This window comes from Segatella baroniae DSM 16972 = JCM 13447, assembly GCF_000426585.1.
Taxonomy (GTDB): Bacteria; Bacteroidota; Bacteroidia; order Bacteroidales; family Bacteroidaceae; genus Prevotella; species Prevotella baroniae.
Window position 1 is genome coordinate 38,495 of record NZ_AUFQ01000008.1, and the last position, 17,995, is coordinate 56,489.

General features: G+C 53.6%; 14 protein-coding genes and 1 pseudogene. 6 read left to right on the forward strand and 9 right to left on the reverse strand.

Annotation, left to right across the window (positions count from 1 at the left end; genetic code table 11):
• Window positions 1-78: 78 nt before the first annotated feature.
• On the reverse strand, window positions 79-1,317 hold the full coding sequence (locus tag K334_RS0107295; RefSeq protein ID WP_027444751.1) for a saccharopine dehydrogenase family protein: 1,239 nt from the start codon (window positions 1,315-1,317) through the stop codon (window positions 79-81).
• Window positions 1,318-1,403: 86 nt separating this feature from the next.
• A complete protein-coding gene (locus tag K334_RS0107300; protein ID WP_021590015.1) occupies window positions 1,404-2,009 on the reverse strand; it encodes a DUF6621 family protein in 606 nt (201 codons plus the stop codon).
• Window positions 2,010-2,136: 127 nt separating this feature from the next.
• On the opposite strand from K334_RS0107300, the gene nhaD reads away from it, so the two are divergent.
• Entirely contained in the window at window positions 2,137-3,492 is a 1,356-nt protein-coding gene (gene nhaD, locus K334_RS0107305; protein WP_025880021.1) for a sodium:proton antiporter NhaD, read from the forward strand.
• Window positions 3,493-3,553: 61 nt separating this feature from the next.
• Here the strand turns inward: nhaD and K334_RS0107310 are convergent, their stop codons facing one another.
• On the reverse strand, window positions 3,554-4,675 hold the full coding sequence (locus tag K334_RS0107310; RefSeq protein ID WP_025880022.1) for a helix-turn-helix domain-containing protein: 1,122 nt from the start codon (window positions 4,673-4,675) through the stop codon (window positions 3,554-3,556).
• Between the two features lie 170 nt (window positions 4,676-4,845).
• Between K334_RS0107310 and K334_RS14200 the strand changes: the two genes are divergently transcribed.
• On the forward strand, window positions 4,846-5,832 hold the full coding sequence (locus tag K334_RS14200) for a hypothetical protein (RefSeq protein WP_051218691.1): 987 nt from the start codon (window positions 4,846-4,848) through the stop codon (window positions 5,830-5,832).
• A 172-nt stretch (window positions 5,833-6,004) separates the two neighbouring features.
• Here the strand turns inward: K334_RS14200 and cysK are convergent, their stop codons facing one another.
• Both cysK and K334_RS0107325 read right to left on the reverse strand, forming a co-directional pair.
• On the reverse strand, window positions 6,005-6,952 hold the full coding sequence (gene cysK, locus K334_RS0107320; protein WP_027444752.1) for a cysteine synthase A: 948 nt from the start codon (window positions 6,950-6,952) through the stop codon (window positions 6,005-6,007).
• A gap of 221 nt (window positions 6,953-7,173) precedes the next feature.
• Window positions 7,174-7,323 (reverse strand): annotated as a pseudogene (locus K334_RS0107325) (bifunctional O-acetylhomoserine aminocarboxypropyltransferase/cysteine synthase); the annotation flags it as partial.
• Window positions 7,324-7,588: 265 nt separating this feature from the next.
• Between K334_RS0107325 and K334_RS0107330 the strand changes: the two are divergent.
• The 4 genes from K334_RS0107330 (at window position 7,589) to K334_RS0107345 (ending at window position 11,475) form a co-directional block, all read left to right on the forward strand.
• A complete protein-coding gene (locus tag K334_RS0107330) occupies window positions 7,589-8,407 on the forward strand; it encodes an AAA family ATPase (protein ID WP_025880027.1) in 819 nt (272 codons plus the stop codon).
• Window positions 8,408-8,424: 17 nt separating this feature from the next.
• Complete coding sequence (locus K334_RS13675) at window positions 8,425-9,447, forward strand: DUF4435 domain-containing protein (protein ID WP_036890117.1); 1,023 nt, start codon at window positions 8,425-8,427, stop codon at window positions 9,445-9,447.
• A gap of 219 nt (window positions 9,448-9,666) precedes the next feature.
• The gene (locus K334_RS15075) at window positions 9,667-9,837 is read left to right on the forward strand and encodes a hypothetical protein (protein WP_169712451.1); all 171 of its coding nucleotides are present in this window, start codon (window positions 9,667-9,669) and stop codon (window positions 9,835-9,837) included.
• Between the two features lie 24 nt (window positions 9,838-9,861).
• Window positions 9,862-11,475, forward strand: coding sequence for a hypothetical protein (locus K334_RS0107345; RefSeq protein WP_027444753.1), 1,614 nt, complete (start codon window positions 9,862-9,864; stop codon window positions 11,473-11,475).
• A 105-nt stretch (window positions 11,476-11,580) separates the two neighbouring features.
• Here K334_RS0107345 and K334_RS0107350 read toward each other — a convergent pair whose 3' ends face one another.
• From K334_RS0107350 to dxs, 4 genes are read right to left on the reverse strand one after another with little or no spacing between them, the layout of a single operon-like run.
• Window positions 11,581-12,543, reverse strand: a complete 963-nt coding sequence (locus K334_RS0107350) for a type I phosphomannose isomerase catalytic subunit (RefSeq protein ID WP_025880028.1) — start codon at window positions 12,541-12,543, stop codon at window positions 11,581-11,583.
• A gap of 60 nt (window positions 12,544-12,603) precedes the next feature.
• The gene (locus K334_RS0107355; protein ID WP_021589981.1) at window positions 12,604-14,061 is read right to left on the reverse strand and encodes a TrkH family potassium uptake protein; all 1,458 of its coding nucleotides are present in this window, start codon (window positions 14,059-14,061) and stop codon (window positions 12,604-12,606) included.
• On the reverse strand, window positions 14,061-15,404 hold the full coding sequence (gene trkA, locus K334_RS0107360) for a Trk system potassium transporter TrkA (RefSeq protein ID WP_021590055.1): 1,344 nt from the start codon (window positions 15,402-15,404) through the stop codon (window positions 14,061-14,063). Before trkA ends, K334_RS0107355 begins: the two co-directional genes overlap by 1 nt.
• A complete protein-coding gene (gene dxs / locus K334_RS0107365; RefSeq protein ID WP_025880031.1) occupies window positions 15,401-17,335 on the reverse strand; it encodes a 1-deoxy-D-xylulose-5-phosphate synthase in 1,935 nt (644 codons plus the stop codon). The genes trkA and dxs overlap by 4 nt, the downstream gene beginning before the upstream one ends.
• Window positions 17,336-17,995 lie beyond the last annotated feature (660 nt).

Genomic DNA, 17,995 nt, shown 5'->3' on the forward strand with positions numbered 1-17,995 from the left:
AACCACTCGTTAGGGGCAAGTGGGCCTGATGATTTCATGGAGTTGCATCAGTGGTTGTTAGTAAATGTGATGTTGAAATTATAGTTCGAGGTCGCCGTCGAACACTTCGTGCCAAGGCAGACCTTGCTTGTTGAGCTGTTCCATGAACGGATCCGGGTCGAATTCTTCCACGTTCCACACGCCCGGCTTGCGCCAAAGACCCTTGCAGAACATCATGGCGCCGATCATCGCGGGCACGCCCGTGGTGTAGCTGACGCCCTGCATGCCCGTCTCTTCAAAGGCTTCCTGGTGCTTGCAATTGTTATATATATAATAGGTGTGCTCCTTTCCGTCCTTCAAACCACGGATGCGGCAGCCTATACTGGTCTCTCCGTCGTAGTTCTCGCCCAGGTCTTGCGGGTTGGGAAGCACGGCCTTGAGGAATTGCAGCGGCACAATCTTCACCTTCACCTTCTGCTCCGGCTTGTCGGCGAGCGGCGCTTCGTATTCGATTTCGTCGATGCGGCTCATGCCGAGGTTCTCTATGCAGTCCAGATAGGTGAGGTATTGCTGTCCGAAAGTCATCCAGAAACGGCCCCGTTTGATGGTGGGATAGTTCTTGACGAGGCTTTCCAGCTCCTCGTGGTGCATCAGATAGCTCTCGCGGCCGCCTATGTTGGGGTAGCTGAGGGTCTTGTGAATGGCCAGCGGCTCCGTTTCAAGCCATTTGCCGTCTTCATAATAAAGTCCCTTTTGCGTGATTTCGCGAATGTTTATCTCAGGATTGAAGTTGGTGGCAAAGGCCTTATGATGGTTGCCCGCGTTGCAGTCGACGATGTCGAGATAATGAATCTCGTCAAAATGATGCTTGGCGGCGTATGCGGTGTAGGCCTGCGACACGCCCGGATCAAAGCCGCAGCCGAGAATAGCTGTCAAACCGGCCTGCTCGAACTTCTCTTTGTAAGCCCACTGCCAGCTGTATTCAAAGTGCGCCTCGTCCTTCGGCTCGTAGTTTGCCGTGTCCAGATAGTTGCATCCGCACGCCAGACAGGCGTCCATGATGGTCAAGTCCTGGTAGGGCAGGGCCAGATTGACGACCAACTCAGGCTTGAAGTCGTTGAAGAGGGCCTTCAGTTGCTCCACATCGTCGGCGTCTACCTGTGCCGTTTTGATGTCGTAGTTGTATCCTTTATCGTGAATTGACTTTACGAGTTGGTCACATTTGGCCTTGCGGCGTGAAGCAATCATAAACTCGGTGAACACGTCTGCATTCTGAACAATCTTGAATGCCGCGACCGTAGCTACGCCGCCGGCGCCAATCATTAGTACTTTGCTCATTCTTGGTCTTGATTTAAATGAATTGGTATGTAGGGATAAGTTGTTTAAAGTGTGGCGGGAAGGCTGCCGAGGCCGTGCGATGAAGCTCAATCCCTGAACTCGTCGGCCCTTACGCCCATGGCGTTTGTGAGCGAATAGCCCAATATCTCTTGCCGGAAATGGCCGCCCCGTGTGGGTTGCATGGTGAAGAGCGTGACGTGCTTGTCGTCGTCCACGTCTTTCAGCATGCGTCTGAGGCCTTCCAAAACCTGCTCGTTCTCGGCGTCGGGAATGAGCATGACGCGCCTCACGTCCTTGTGGTTGCAAATCGTCCGGGCCATGTCTTCAAGGAAATCATGCTTGGTCACCATCTCTTCCGTGGGATAAGCGGTGAACGTGAACTCACCGAACTGTTCGTCGTTGAACGCCCGGTTGTTGAGTTCCGTTTGCAGATTGGAAGGAAGAAAGTTGTTGAGTTGCTTTGTATTCTTGTCGTGAATGAGAATGATACCGGTCGTTTGCCGGCCCGGTTTCATTCCTCCGTCGAGTCCGACGTTGATTGCCCATTGCGCCATGTCGGCCTTCGGAATCTTCCGTCCCAGCATTCGCTCGTAGTTGACGATGAGGTCGAAGGCCACGTTGTCGATGTATTCCGCGTCCGCAATGATGATGTTCTCTTGGAGTTTGATGTCGTTCGCTTCTAAAGAGTTCATAGTTGCAAAGATAACGCAAAGCGACGAATTATCAAAGAATTTATTTTGTTATTTTGAAAAATGGCTTATCTTTGCAAATCATTGTGTTTTAAGTGAAATATTACAATAATCTAATCGAAAAGTAGTAATGAGTTTGTTGACAATTTCCATTATTGCAGTGTTTGTAGTAGGTTACCTTTTCATCGCATTGGAGAGCGTGACAAAGGTAAACAAGGCGGCAGTCGCCCTGCTGATGTTCGTTTTTTGCTGGACTTTATTCATGCTGGATCCGGGTAGTTACATTTCTTCCGCGGTGGGCGGGCATGTCGCCCAGGCCGTCAGCGACGTCATGGAGAAGCACCTGGGCAGCACCAGCACCACGTTGTTCTTCCTCATGGGGGCCATGACCATCGTGGAAATCGTGGACCAGAACGGCGGTTTCAACTTCGTCCGCAGGGTGATGAAGACGAAAAGCAAGCGTGCCCTGCTGTGGCGCATCGCCTTCATGACCTTCATTCTGTCAGCCATTCTGGACAATCTGACCACCAGTATCGTGATGATCATGATTCTCCGCAAGCTCGTTCAGGACCATAAAGACCGCATCATCTACGCTTCGCTCGTCATCATCGCGGCCAATTCGGGCGGCGCCTTCTCTCCGATAGGCGACGTGACGACCATCATGCTGTGGAACAAGGGCGTAATTACGGCCATGGGGGTCATCGAGGAGGTGCTCATTCCGTCCATCGTGTCGATGGTCATCCCTGCTTTCATCCTCCAATACATGCTGAAAGGCGACTTGGTGATGGCTTCCGAAGCCAAGCAGAGTGGCGAGTCTGCGGCGTTGGACTTCAGCGACCTTCAGCGCAAGGTCATCTTTGCGTTGGGTGTCGGAGGCCTCGTGTTCGTTCCCATCTTCAAGAGTATCACCCATCTGCCGCCGTTCGTGGGCATTCTTCTGGTTCTCGGACTGCTCTGGACCACGACGGAAGTGTTCTATCGCGACCTTCATCGCGGGAAAGACAGTGAGGGAACGATGAAGCGCGTTACTAATCTGCTGCGTCATATCGACATGAGTACCATCTTGTTCTTCCTTGGAATCTTGATGGCTGTGGCCTGTTTGGAAACCATTGGCGTACTGACGCAGTTGGGACAGTCGCTCAACGTGGCGTTCGACGGCAACCACTATGCCGTCACGGGCATTATCGGCGTGCTCTCAAGCATTGTCGACAACGTGCCGCTGGTGGCCGGTTGCATGGGCATGTACCCTGTGGCGCCGACCGGCGACATGGCCGTCGACGGCATATTCTGGCAGCTTTTGGCCTACTGCGCGGGCGTGGGTGGCAGCATGCTGATCATCGGCAGTGCCGCCGGCGTGGTCGTCATGGGCCTCGAAAAGATTACTTTCGGATGGTATATGAAGTATATCAGCTGGATAGCCTTTGTCGGTTACGCGGCCGGAATCCTGAGTTATTGGCTCGTCCGCACCTTCCTTTGGGTGGCATAAAGCCTCTGTTTCGACATGAAGAAATTGCCCCGGCTCGCGTGTTGGTGAGCCGGGGCAATTTTTATAGCCTGCCGTCGACCTTCGGCCGATAGCCTTTTATGTGTTTGAAGTTGCGGTAGAAAGTGCTGGAAGAAGAGAAGCCTGACCGCCGAATCAAGTCTTCCATCGTGATGTCCGGCTCCTTCTTGAGCAAATCCTCCGCGTAATCTACGCGCAGTTGATTGATATAGTCGCTGAAATTGACGTTCATTTCCACATTCAGCGCTTCCTGAATGTAGCGTGAGTTGGTGTTCAGGCGCGTGGCGATGTCACCCACTTTCAAGTTGTGGGTCAAGTAAATCCGTTCCTTTTCCATCAGTTTGCGAATGTCATCGCTCAATCCGTTGCCGATGTAGGCAGGCGCTTCCGTCTCCACCTGTTCGATGTCTTCAAATGAAAACACCTGTCGATAGCCTGCATAGCTGAGCGCAAACAGGAGCACGGAGAAGATGAGGAAGGTCGGCCCCAGCATCCAGTTGGAGTCTACGAACACATGTTTTCCGATGGCGTTGGCGACAAATGAGATGCAACTCATGAGCACCAGCAGCAGGAGAAGGGTGCCGATGCTGTGCAACCGCTTGTCTTCGGTGTCAGCATAGATGGACTCCACCAGCCTGTTGTAGCGCCGAATCTTGCGAAGGCCCATTGTGAGCGTCGTGCAGACACCAATCGCAAAGACCACCTTGGCCGTCTGATGCACTACAGCCTGCAGCCGGGCGAGGCCTTCGAGGCTGTCGAATGAATTGTGATAAAGATAATGATGGACAAACGATTGCGTGTCTTTCTCGCTCATCAGAAGGTAGAGCAGCGCCACGACAAGCCCGAACGCTACGGGAGGCAGGGCCACGCCCCAGTTCATCCATGTACCCACCCGTCCTTCGGTGAGCTTGGTGAGATAGCGCAGATAGAGGGGGAATACGCTCAGGTTGCAGGCCACATAGAGCGCGTCGAAGAAGGGGAGGGCGCTGAAGTCCTTGTTGAAGAAAGCGCAGTGGCCCATATATAATAAGGTGGCGGCCAGCGACCAGGCAAGCAGTTGCTTGTGGGCGCCGCGGTCGCCATGCTCTTTCAGGTCGACAAGGAGCACAAATGTCCAAAATAAGCACACCAGCATGGGCGTTACGGTGATTACTGATTGCAACATGGCGCAAAGATAAGCATTTTTCCGAATATGGGAATTGATTTTCCGAATATGAGACAGAACATTCCGTTTTATGGCTTATTTTTGTACCATTGTTTCACAGTACTTACCAAACGCCCCGGCCTTTGAAAGGCGTTGTCCCACCAAGGGATTCATGGAAGGCACCTGACAACATGAAAAATAATAACTTTTTCGCCAGCGCGGCAGGCAAGTTGCTTGCCCTGGCAGCACTCTTGACGATGGCTTTCACCTTTACGGCATGTTCAGATGACGACGAACCGACGCCGCCGGAGGCTCCTTTCGTAGGAACGGTTACGATTGACGGCGTGAAAATGCCCGTCAAGTCCTGCTTTTACGACTACTTTGAAGATTATTTTGTGTTGTATCTCTATCTGTCTGATGACCAAAAGAAAGTCTTGAAGATTAATGGAAGCTTCATGAAACATGTAGGCAAGGATGTCAATCTGACCGTCTATGAACCAAAAATTAATGGCACTTGGACTTGGCTAATAAGCGTGGAGGAGGCAAAACAGCACTTGTTTGTAGGTTGTGGCTACGAGTCTGAAGAGCTGAGTCTCTTTACGACGGGCAAACTGCGTATCGACGGGAAGATCGACGGTGGGAGTGTGAACATCAAGTTGACTGACGGCAAGATTACCGATGGCAAGCATGGTGATGGAAAAGAACACACGGTAAACTTGGAATTCACTGGGAAAATGTTTCCGAAATACAAGGCCATCATGCTTGATGGCATTCTGAAGAGCGTTGTTTCGGCAGAGTACACGCTTGAAAAGAACAATGATTTCCAATGCTCGTTCTATCTTTCTCAAGATAAAAAAGAAAGGATAATCGTTCGGGGAAGCCTTGATGGATCCAAAGAAGAATGGTCTTGGAAACTGGATAGAAAACAACAAGCACAGACAGGACACCGCTATTGGTCGATAGAATACTATCAAGGTGATGTCAGCCTATTCAAACTGGATGGTGATCCCGCAAATGGAATCACTGAAACCGTGGCCTCTGAAGGTAGTTTGACTATGCGCGGCAAGACGCTGGATGAGCTTGTATTTCTTGTAGATTTTGTTGTGACAGACCATAAGACCGGTGATGGCAGGAGACATGAAGGGCTGATTATGTACAGTCCATACACAATTGATTGAAACGACAGCTTTCAACAACCGGTATGTCATTTCTTTTTTGCTTCCGAAGCGAAGCGGTCACAGGATTGAAACCTAAAAACGGAGGGCCTCTGGCGAGGCTCTCCGTTTTGTAGTTCTATGCCGCCATCGTCCCGAAACGCGGCGGCGGTCCTCGGGAAGCTTGCCGTGGTGCTTACAACGGATACTCCTCGAAGGCGTAGAGCACGGTGCTCAGATAGCGTTCGCCCGTGTCGGGCAGCAGCGTCACAATCCTCTTGCCCCGGTTTTCGGGCCTCCTGGCCAGCTGGGTGGCGGCAAATACGGCGGCACCCGACGAGATTCCGACGAGCAATCCCTCAGTCTGTGCCAGTTCGCGGCCCGTGCGGATGGCGTCGTCGTTGTCCACGCCGACCACCTCGTCGATGATGTCCTTGGCGTAGTTCGTGGGCACGAAGCCGGCGCCAATGCCCTGTATCTTGTGCGGGCCGGCCGTCCCTCCCGCCAGCACGGGCGACGACGACGGCTCGACGGCCACGATTCTCACCTGCGGGTTCTGCTCTTTCAGCCGGCGGCCGATACCCGACACGGTGCCTCCCGTGCCCACGCCGGCCACGAAGATGTCCACTTGGCCGTCGGTGTCGTCCCATATCTCCACGCCCGTCGTCTCGTAATGGCGTTGCGGATTGGCTGGATTCTCAAACTGCTCGGCAATGAACGAGCCTGGAATGGCCTTGTGCAGTTCCTCGGCCGCCTTGATGGCGCCTTTCATTCCGGCCTGTCCGTCGGTCAGTTTGACCTGCGCGCCGTAGGCTTTCACCAGATTGCGGCGTTCCACGCTCATGGTTTCGGGCATGGTCAGAATGAGTTTGTAACCCTTCACGGCGGCGACCAGCGCAAGCCCCACGCCCGTATTGCCGCTCGTGGGTTCGATGATGGTGGCCCCCGGCTTGATGAGTCCGCGCCGTTCGGCGTCCTCTATCATGGCCAGGGCTATGCGGTCTTTCACGCTGCCGCCCGGATTGAAGAACTCCACTTTTGCGATGATGGGCGTGTGCAGCCCTTTTTGGGCCGAATATCTGCCCAGTTCCACCAGCGGCGTATGGCCGACGAGTTCTGTGATGTTGTGATGAATCTTGCTCATATATTGAATGTTAAGTGTGAAACGTTAAGTGTGAAATGTTTACTTGTGGGCGCGTTGTTTTCAAAGGCTATTCTTTCGTTTTTCAAAAGCAGCCCTTTCAGCCGCTGAAAGGGCTGCTTTTGCACGCTGAAAGGGCTGCTTTTACACGCTGAAAGGACTGCTTTCAGCCGCTGAAAAGGCTGCTTTTACACGCTCAAAGGGCAGCTTCGGGAAACGCGTTGGCGCACATGGCTTTTGCCGGGGGCGCGCAGACCGAAGCGGTCGGCCGCGTGTTGCACGTCGTGGAACACGTAACTGGCGGTCTGGTAGATGGGTACGGCACGGGCGTTGGTGGCCGGATCGGCCTGTTCCTGGCCTGCGTGCAGTTGCAAAGTCTCGAAGTGAAGTTTCGTTTTTTGTGCTCATAATGATTTCCTTTCTCCTTTGTTGTGGATGAATTCCTGTTTGATGTTTGCAAAGGTAGGGCGCTTTCACCGGTCATGCAATCGCACGAACATGGCATTTTGCCTACCATGTTCGTGGTAGAAAAGGCCTTGACGTGTCGATTTTCAACTATTTTCAGCCTTATTTGGCCCCTTTCGGCCACATTGTCGATATTTTTATATACATTTGCTATATAGTTTATCCACGGGAAATATGCAGAAGTACGCAGTTTATATCAAGCAAATCGAAATCGATTCCCTTTGGAGTGGCGTGAAGCACGTCGTGTGGAATCTCGATCCGAAGGTCAACATTCTGAGTGGAGTGAACGGCGTTGGCAAGAGCACGATCATCAACAAGGTGGTCAGAGGCCTGGGGGGTGGGGGCGAGTTCACCAGCCACATGCTCAAGGGGGTGCACTTGCAGGTGGAACCCGCCGACGCCTGTCACATCCGTTTCGACGTCATCCGCTCGTTCGACCGCCCGCTCATGAACTCGGACACCATCTCCAAGATGGACATGAGCCTGGCCACGGAGCTGGACTGGCAGCTCTTCCAGCTGCAACGCAAGTATCTCGACTATCAGGTGAACATCGGCAACCGCATCATCCAGGTGCTGCAGAGCGGCCGGCCCGACGCCGCCGAACAGGCGCAGGCCATCTCTCGGCCCAAGAAGTTGTTTCAGGACATGATCGACGACCTGTTCAAGGACACGGGGAAGACCATCGTGCGCTCCGAAAACGAAATCCGTTTCTCGCAGATCGGCGAGACGCTGGTGCCCTATCAGCTGTCGAGCGGCGAGAAGCAAATGCTCTGCATCCTGCTGACGGTGCTCGTCGAGGACAATCTGCCTCATGTCCTGTTCATGGACGAGCCGGAAGTGTCGCTCCATTTCGAATGGCAGAAGCGGCTCATCGACCTGGTGTTGCAGCTCAATCCCAAGATTCAGCTCATCATGACGACCCACAGTCCGGCCGTCATCATGAACGGATGGGGCGACCATGTGACTGAAGTGACCGACATCACGCTGGAGTAATCAAACGCAGAAGGGCCATGAGACATCTGAAGGAAAACATCAACTCGCAATACTTCGAGGCCTACAACCAGATGACTTCCAAGCGGGCCAGGCGCAAGATAGTGGCCTATGTGGAGAGCTATGACGACGTTTATTTCTGGCGGACGGTGCTGGCGGCCTTTGAAAACGAGCAGCGTTACTTCGAAATCATGCTGCCTTCGCGGGCCAACCACCTGGGACGGGGCAAGAAAGCGGCCCTGGGTTCCTTGCTCGAAGGGGTGGGAAGGGATATGATCGCTTGTGTCGACGCCGACTACGACTATCTGGTGCAGGGGCGGACGGAGACCTCGCAGACGCTTATCTCCAATCCCTACGTGTTTCACACCTACGCTTATGCCATCGAAAACCTGCAATGCTACGCGCCGTCGCTCCACAGCGTGTGCGTGGCCGTCACGCTCAACGACCACGCCATCTTCGATTTCGTCAGCTTCTTTGCCGAGTTTTCCGAAATCATCTATCCGCTTTTCGTCTGGAACATCTGGCATTATCGTTCTCCATCATACGCCCGTTTCACGATGACCGACTTCAATCGGGTGATTGAACTGGGCCATGTGGATTTGTCGCGCTGCGAGGATTTGTTCCACAGACTGCGTCGGAAGGTGGGCCGGAAGGTGCAGGAGTTGCAGCAGGCGAACCCCGACGCGCGCGCGTCCTACCAGGAAGTGAAGGAGAGTTTGCGGGCTTTGGGGGTCACGCCGCAGACCACCTATTTATATATACAGGGCCATCACCTGTTCAACAAGCTGGTGGCGCCGCTGCTGGAGAAGGTCTGCTACAGGCTGTATCGCGAGCAGGAGGAGGCGATCAGGCAAGAGGCACTCCACACGGTGCAGCGTCAGACCGAACTGTCGTGCTACAACAACAGTGTGGAAGAGGTCGTCCCCATGCTCAAGAAGAACGTGGCCTTCACGCAGGCAGAGCCTTTCAAGCGGCTGCTGGCTGACTTGTGTATCGTCTTTCCCAATCGTAACAGCATGTGTCAAGATGCAAATTCTTGTTAATTATTTGGTGGTTTCAAAAGAACTCTCTATCTTTGCCGCCGGATTTAATAGATTCAAATAGACTTGATTAGACTTAATTGGACTTAATTAGACTTGATTTTAATATTGGCTAATCGCTAATCATTAGTATTTGTTAGTTCTTCGTTCCCTTTTCTTCGCATTTCGAAAAGTAAAAAGTAAAGCAAGATAGAGTTTATTCATTCACAATAAATATAAATCATGGATCAAAAACAGAAGGAAAGACGGCTCTATCAGAAGCCACAGGTTCAAGTAATCGGTGTTGAGCCGTATTGTAGTCTGTTGGCGGGTTCGAATTTGGGTGGCCACAACAGTGCCGGAGACGACGGCAATGACCTCAACGCCAAACGCGGATGGTTTGACGAAGAATGACTTGAAAACTAAAAAACAATCACAATGAACAAGCAACTATTCTTAGGAGCGGCCCTACTGCTATTTGTTGTAGCCTGCACCAATGACGACGTGGCTCAGGACAGAAACACGCCCGACAAGAAAGGCAATGAGAATCTCACGGCTTTCGTAATCGAAGAAAACAATCCGGTAACAAAAGCAGCTCAGACCCGCACCACCGGACAATACTCCGGCTCAGGAATCGATTTTTACTGGACGGCTGGCGATCCCTTGTGGGTGAACAAAGCGGCGACAGGCGAACCTGATCTGCAGCAAAGCACGGGAAGCGACATCGCTGAGCACTTGGAAAACAGTACGATTACGGGCGGAGTGAAACGAGCTACCAGTGCTTCGTTCTACTTCGATGGCACCTTCACCGCACAGCAATACAAGGTGCGCTACACAGGAAAGAACGGAACGAAAGATAAGGTGACCATCAAGAATGTACAAACACAGACCGTGGTCAACGACGCAAGCCATATCGGCGAAAGCGGCGACTGTGGTACGGCCGTAGCACAAAGGCAGTCGAACAACCGCTACACTTTCATGCTTGACCACAAAGCCGCCTACATGGTGTTCCTGCCCTTCAATACGCCCGGAGCCATCTCAGGAGCCAAGCTCACCCAAGTCAAGGTGACGGCCGACAAGGCGATTTCGGGCCAATTCAATTTCACCGACAGCGGCATCGACCTCGATTCACGTCCTGCATCGTCGACAACCAACAAGAGCATCGCGCTCAAGTTGACTGGCAATTTTATTGTACCCAAAGTGGCTGACAAAGGTGCCAACGCAGCAATCATGGTCATCGCACCCGGTACATACAGCACATTCACCGTAGAATACACGCTCTACGATTCGCACACACATGTCACAGGCACCATCACTAAAACCTACACCAACGTGACCCTTACTGCCGGCAAAAATAAGAAAGTCAGTATGAATCTGGATATTCCCATTTTTGGCACCGACAATTATTACATGTGGGACGCTGTAGTGGGGCAGCATTACTGGAAAGGCTTCGAGAGTTATCAGCCTACCACGAACAATGGTTCCGACAGTCATTATCCCAAAAACTCTTCCGACCAGCGGTGGTTCAACACCCAAAAATTGTCATCAGCGCAACCTTCACTCGCCGCAAGTCGTAGCTGTGTCAACGCGCCCAACATTAATGAATCCCTTTGGTATATAATGAAGGGTGCGCCCCATTGGGACAACACCTACCTCTGGGCCATGAACGGGCATTTGTATACTAACGGAATGTGGTTTAAAAAGCTCAGTGTTATTGCGAAGGAGAATGGGAAGCCCAACGCTACCGCCCTCAAGACTGACTATGATGGCAAAGATTGGCGTAGCATCTCTTACGGGGTAAATATGCTCGATAATAAGAATATTGGGAGAGGGAAGCCTGCCAATGTCGGAGACTACTTCTTCCTACCCGCTATGGGCTACTTTTCCAATGGAAAACTCTTGGATTTCCGCACTGCTGGCTTATACTGGACGAGTACGGCTGATCGCTATATCTCTTCCCGTGCGCACAATCTGTATTTCACATCAAGTAGTGCGATATTGAGCAATATCAGAGACCGACAGATAGGCTGCTATCTTTGGAAGGTGCAATAAAGCAGACATTCATAAGCGACACGTATAGTTATTTCCGGGATTCGACTTGCTCGAATCCCGGAAATTTGTATTTCTCTATGTTGGGAAACGCAGGAAAGGAATGTTTTATACGTAGGTTTCGAGGAATTTTATCGTCCCTTCTACCTTTAACGATAGCGTCGTGGCGGGTATCAGGATGGTTTCGCCCGCCTTGAGGCTGGTCTCGTTGCCTTCATTGTCGGTGATGCGGCCTTCCCCTTTCATGCCGATGAGGATGACGAAGCTGTCCAGTTCGCTGTAGTCCAGCGTCATGGGTTCGTCCAAATCATACACGGCCGTGTTGAAATAGGGGCAGTTGACGAGGTTCACCCCTTCGTTCTTCTTGGGCAAATACTCCGTGCGGTAGTTCTTTTCGACGTTGTAGTTGATGCACTCCGCAGCCTCGCGGGTGTGCAGTTGGCGGCAGTTGCCGTCCTTGTCCTTGCGTCCGTAGTCGTAGATGCGGTAGGTGACGTCGCTCGTCTGCTGGATTTCGGCCAGGAAGCAGCCCGTGCCGATGGCGTGGATGCGGCCTGCCGGCAGGAAGAAACAGTCGCCTTCCTTCACCGTATATTGTGCCAGGACGTCGCAGATGGTGTCGTTCTCGACCATCTCCTTGTACTGTTCGGGCGTGATTTGCGTCTTCAGACCGCTGAAGAGCTTGGCCCCCTCGTCCGAATTCATGATGTACCACATCTCTGTTTTGCCACGTTCCTTACCCTGTTTCTTGGCGATTTCGTCGGTGGGATGCACCTGAATGGAGAGATCCTGACGTGCGTCGATGAACTTGATGAGCAGCGGGAACTCGTCGCCGAAGCGTTTGTAGTTGGCCGCGCCCACGAGTTTGTCCTTCAGCGTGGCCACCATGTCGTTGAGTTTCCGACCTTTGAAAGGCCCGTCGCTGACGATGGTCTCGTTGTCGGGCACGCCGGAGATTTCCCAGCTCTCGCCGACGTTCTCCTGTTTGCTGTCCAGTTTCTTGAAAGGAATGATCTTGTCACCCCCCCAGATGGTTGATTTGAGTAACGGATTGAATTTGATGGGTTGCATGTCGTATATGTTTTTATTTGTTGATGCAGTCTTTGAACGAATCGTTCGGCCCGTTCCGATTCATCGTTCTTTCCAGAATGTGGGCGTGAAAATCACGAGAACGGAGAATATTTCCAGACGTCCGATGAGCATGAGGAACGAGCACAGCCACTTGATATAGTCGGGAAGTTCCGACCAACTCATCGTCGGACCGATCTCAAGTCCCAGCGTCGGCCCCACGTTGCCGATGCAGCTGAGGATGATCGTGATGGCGTTGGTGTTGTCAATGCCCGAGGCGATGAGCAGAAACGACGCTGCCAGACATATCGTCAGGTAGACCGTGAGGAATGCCAGCAGTGTGACGCGCTGCTGTTGCGGCACGTTGTTGCCGTCGATCTTCATCGACAGGACGGCGTTGGGGTGCAGCAGCTGGGTGAACTCGTTCTTGATGACCTTCAAGAGCATGACGCCGCGAATGCTCTTGAAGCCTCCGCTCGTGCTGCCCGAGCAGCCGCCGAAGAACATGCAGGCCGCCAGCACCACCCAAGTGACGTGCGGCCACTTGCCGGCGTCGTCGTTGAAGAGCCCCGTCGTGGTCATGAACGACACCACCTCGAAGCTGGCACTGCGAAACGCCTTCTCCAGGTCGTAGCCGTTGTGCAGCATCAGCTCGAACATGATGAAGAGCGTGAAGCCTACCGCCATGGTCAGATAGAACTTGAACTCCGTGTTCTTCCAGAGCGACGTGGGCTTCAGCTTCACGAAAGAAGTGTAGAGAAGCGTGAAGTTGATACCGGAGAGGAAACAGAAGAGCGTCCCCAGGTATTCGATGAGGGGCGAATGGAAGAATTCCATGCTGGCGTTGTGGGTGGAGAAGCCGCCCGTGGCCGTCGTTCCCATGGCGTAGTTCACGCTGTCGAACAGGCTCATGCCCGCTCCCCAGAAAGAAAGGATGCAGCCGACGGTCAGTATCAGATAGATGCTCCATATCCACTTGGCGTTCGTCGACAGCCTCGGGTGCAGCCGGGTCTTGATGGGGCCGGTGGCTTCGGCGGCAAACACGCGCACCGAACCGCCCACGAACGAGGGCAGGATGGCGATGGTGAAGAACACAATGCCCAGTCCGCCGATCCATTGGGTCATCGACCGCCAGAACAACAGCCCGTGGGGGAGCGCCTCCACGTCGTCGATGATGGTGGCGCCGGTGGTCGTGAAGCCCGACATCGTCTCGAAAAAGGCGGACGCGATGTTTGTGATATAGCCGCTGATGAGGAAGGGGAGCGTGCCGAAAGCACTGAACGTGATCCATGAAAGCGTCACGACGAGATAGGCGTCGCGCCTCGACATGTAGTTGTCGGCGTCTCTTCCGAGCTGCTGGAGGGTGAAGGCGGCCGTCATGGTCATGATGACCGTGATGGCGAAAGCCAGCGTGTCGTCCTCTCCGTAATAGAAAGCCATCGCGGCGCAACACATCATCAGCAACGCCTCTATCATCAGAAGAGAGCCCAAAACCCTGTATATCGTTTTCAGATTTATCATCAGTTGAACAGATTTTCAATCTTCTTCATGTTGATGTTGTGGCAGAACACCATGACCGAATCGCCCGCTTCAATCTGCGTGTTGCCCGAAACGAGCGCGCCTTCGCCCTTCCTCACCAGTCCGCCGATGGTCACCCCATAGGGCAATCCCAGGTCTTTCACGGGCTTGCGGGTGATCTTCGAGCCTTCGGAAGGGATGAATTCGGCTACGTCGGCATTGGCGCTCATGAGAAAACGCACGTTCTGCACGTTGGCGTCGAGCATCATTTGGTAGATATGGCTGGCCGCAATGGCCTTCTTGTTGATGATGGTGCCGATGTCGAGGCTCTCCGCCATGCTCACGTAGTCCATGTTCTCGACCATGGCCACGGTCTTCCTGACGCCCAGCCGCTTGGCCGTGAGGCAGGCCAGGATGTTCGTTTCGGCATTGCCCGTCAAGGCGACGAAGGCCTGTGTGTTCTTGATTCCCTCCTCCATGAGCAGCGATATGTCGCGGCCGTCGCCGTTGATGACCATGGCCTGCTGCTCTTCGAGCACGTTGTTGAGGTACTCGCAGCGGCGGTCGCTCTGCTCTATGAGCTTCACGTCCATGTATTCGGGCATGGTCTTCACCGCTCTTACGGCGGTGCGGCCGCCTCCCATGATCATGACATTCTTCACATCGACATAGTGTTCCTTGCCGACGATCTTGCGGATGTAGGGTATATACTGGCGCGTCGTCATGAAATAGGCCAGGTCGTAGAGCTTCAGTTCGTCGTTGCCGTTGGGGATGATGGTGTCGCTTCCACGCTTGATGGCCACCACGTGATAGGGGTCGTTGGGGCCGCTGATGTTCTTGAGCGGCTCGTTCAGTATCTCGCAACTCTCGCGGAGCTTGATTCCGAGCATGACCAAGGCTCCGTCGTGGACGTCCCAACGCTGGCGCACCCAGCTCATCTTCAGTCCGTTGTTGATGTCTTTGGCGGCCAGCATTTCGGGATAGATGAGCGACGTGACGCCCAACTGCCTGAAAAACTGTTCCAGTTCGGGCTGCATGTACTCGTAGTTGTCTATCCTCGACACCGTCTTTCTGGCCCCGAGGGCTTTGGCCAGGGTGCAACTTGTCATGTTGCGGCTCTCGTCGGGCGTGACGGCGATGTACAAATCGGCCTTCTCCACGCCCGCGTCCTTGAGCGAACGGATACTTGTACACGAGGCGCACATGGTCATCAGGTCGAAGTTGGCCCCCAGCTGTTCCAGCTTCTCCGCGTCGTCATCTATCAGAATGATGTCGTGATGGTTGCGGGAGAGCAGCTTTGCCAAGTATGTTCCGATGGCACAGGCCCCAGCTATAATGATTTTCATTTCAGAATTTGTTTGATACTGTCGTTGTCATAGCCACAGATACGCTTCTGTTCCTCGATGGTGCCGTGTTCCACAAAGGCGTCGGGCATGCCCAGTCGGGTCACTTGCGGCGTGAAGCCGTGGTCGTTCATCCATTCCAGCACAGCCGTTCCGAAGCCACCGTTCCTCACGCCGTCCTCTATCGTCACGATTCGCTTGAACTTCCGGCCCACCTCTTCGAGCAACTGCTCGTCGAGTGGCTTCAGAAAACGCATGTCGTAGTGGGCGATTCGGGGTGCCGGGCGTCGGTCGTCGGGTGTCGAGGAAGCGTCTTCGGCTTGCAGTTCGTCGATGATTTTCTCCACTTCCACGCCTACGGGGCCTATCGTCAGCACGGCCACGTCACTGCCGTCGCGCAGCTTGCGGCCCGTCCCCACGGCGATTTCCTCCAGCGGACACTGCCAGTCGACCAGCGAACCGCGGCCGCGCGGATAGCGGATGACGAACGGGCCGTGACCCGGCAGCTGCGCCGTGTACATCAGTTTGCGCAGTTCGTGCTCGTCCATGGGGCTGGCGAAGGTCAAGTTGGGAATGATTCGCAGCGCCGCCATGTCGAAAGCGCCGTGGTGTGTCGGGCCGTCGGGCCCCACCAGGCCGCCCCGGTCGATGCAGATGACGACCGGAAGGGCAGAGATGGCGACGTCGTGGATGATGTTGTCATAGGCGCGTTGTGCGAAAGCACTGTAGATGTTGCAGAAAGGAATGAGCCCGTCCTTGGCCATTCCGGCCGAGAACGTGACGGCATGGCCCTCGGCTATGCCCACGTCGAAGACGCGTTCGGGCATGGACTTCATCATGATGTTCATGGAACAGCCCGTAGGCATGGCCGGCGTGACGCCCACAATGCTGGGGTTTTGCCGCGCCAACTCAAGCAAAGTGTTGCCGAAGACGTCCTGGAACTTCTGCGGCAGATGGGCGGTGTCCTCCGACTTGCGCAGTCCTGTCACGGGATCGAACATGCCGGGGGCGTGCCAGACGGTGGCTTGCTGCTCGGCCGGCTTGTATCCTTTGCCCTTGGTGGTGTGCAGATGCAGCAGCTTGGGCCCCTTCATGTCCTTCAACTGGTTGAGCAGGCGCACGACGTTTTTCACGTCGTGGCCGTCGAAAGGCCCGAAATAGCGGATGTTGAGGCCCTCGAATATGTTCTGCTGGTGGCTCAACGCGCTCTTCAGCGCATTGTTGAAGCGGATGATTCCCTTGCGCCGGTCGTCGTTGAGATAGCCCTTGCTGTGGAGCCAACGGCTGGCCTTGAAGCGCAGTTTGTTGTAAGTGGCGTTGGTGTCGAGGTTCAACAGATACTGTTCCATGCCCCCCACGGCCCTGTCGATGGATATGTCGTTGTCGTTGAGGATGATGAGCAGGTTGTTGGGGGTGCTCGACGCGTTGTTCAAACCTTCGAAAGCCAGGCCTCCACTCATGGCTCCGTCGCCGATGACAGCCACCACATGCCGCTCTGCGGCCGTCTTTCCGTCGGCATTCCGCCGCTCCGCCGCCACCGCCATGCCCAGCGCGGCCGAGATGGAGTTGCTGGCATGGCCGCAGGTGAAGGTGTCGTATTCGCTTTCCTCGGGGCAGGGGAAGGGGCGGATGCCGTGCAGTTTGCGGTTGGTGTTGAAGCGTTCGCGCCGCCCCGTCAATATCTTGTGGCCGTAGGCCTGGTGACCCACGTCCCAGACGATGCGGTCGGACGGCGTGTCGAACACATAGTGCAGGGCCACCGTCAGCTCGACGACGCCCAAAGACGACGCGAAGTGCCCGGGATTGACGCACACCTCCTGTATGATGTCTTGCCGCAGCTCGTCGCAAAGCTCCGGCAGTTGCTCTACCGGCAGCTTCCGCAAGTCGGACGGGTACTTTATCTTGTTGAGTAGCTTAAATTCCTTGGAATCCATCAATGTATTCTTCTTACCGGTTCAACGCCTTGCGGCCAAGCAACAATGGGCCGACGTTGAACTCCCTATTATGTTGCAAAGATACTAAAAAAGCAGGAATGGCAAAAGATATGCCTGCGAAATGTGAAACGGGGGCATGGAATGATGCGTGTGAAAATATATAGATATGTTTTTTCACGATACCTTTCATAAAAATAGAATTGGCAAAAGGAATATTTCCTACAGCAGAAATAAATTTATTAAGATCAGTTATGGGACCCTTGTTTATGCCGGGTTGTGTATATAAATGATATCCGGTTCATCTTTGTTCGTTGAAATAAATACATTTTCATGGGGATATATACAAGTAAAAACTACATTTTTTCGATGATACGAATGGCGTTTTGTCACACTTTTCTTGAGATATCGGTCTGCGTTTAAGGACTTGCGAGGTCAAGGCGGTGGGCTGTGAATTTATTTGACAAAGTCTTCTGAATGGCTGCGATATTTTCAAATAAGTTGGAATCGGCTGCAAATAACGCCGTTTTTTGCCATTTTGTAATTTCCTGTCAATCAGTGGTTTCACGTTTTCCATTGCCCATTTAGCATGTAAGAAGCCCATTTTCAGGCCCCGAAAAGGCTGTTTTTTGCGCGTCAAAGCTGCGTTTTAGTCGTCCAAAA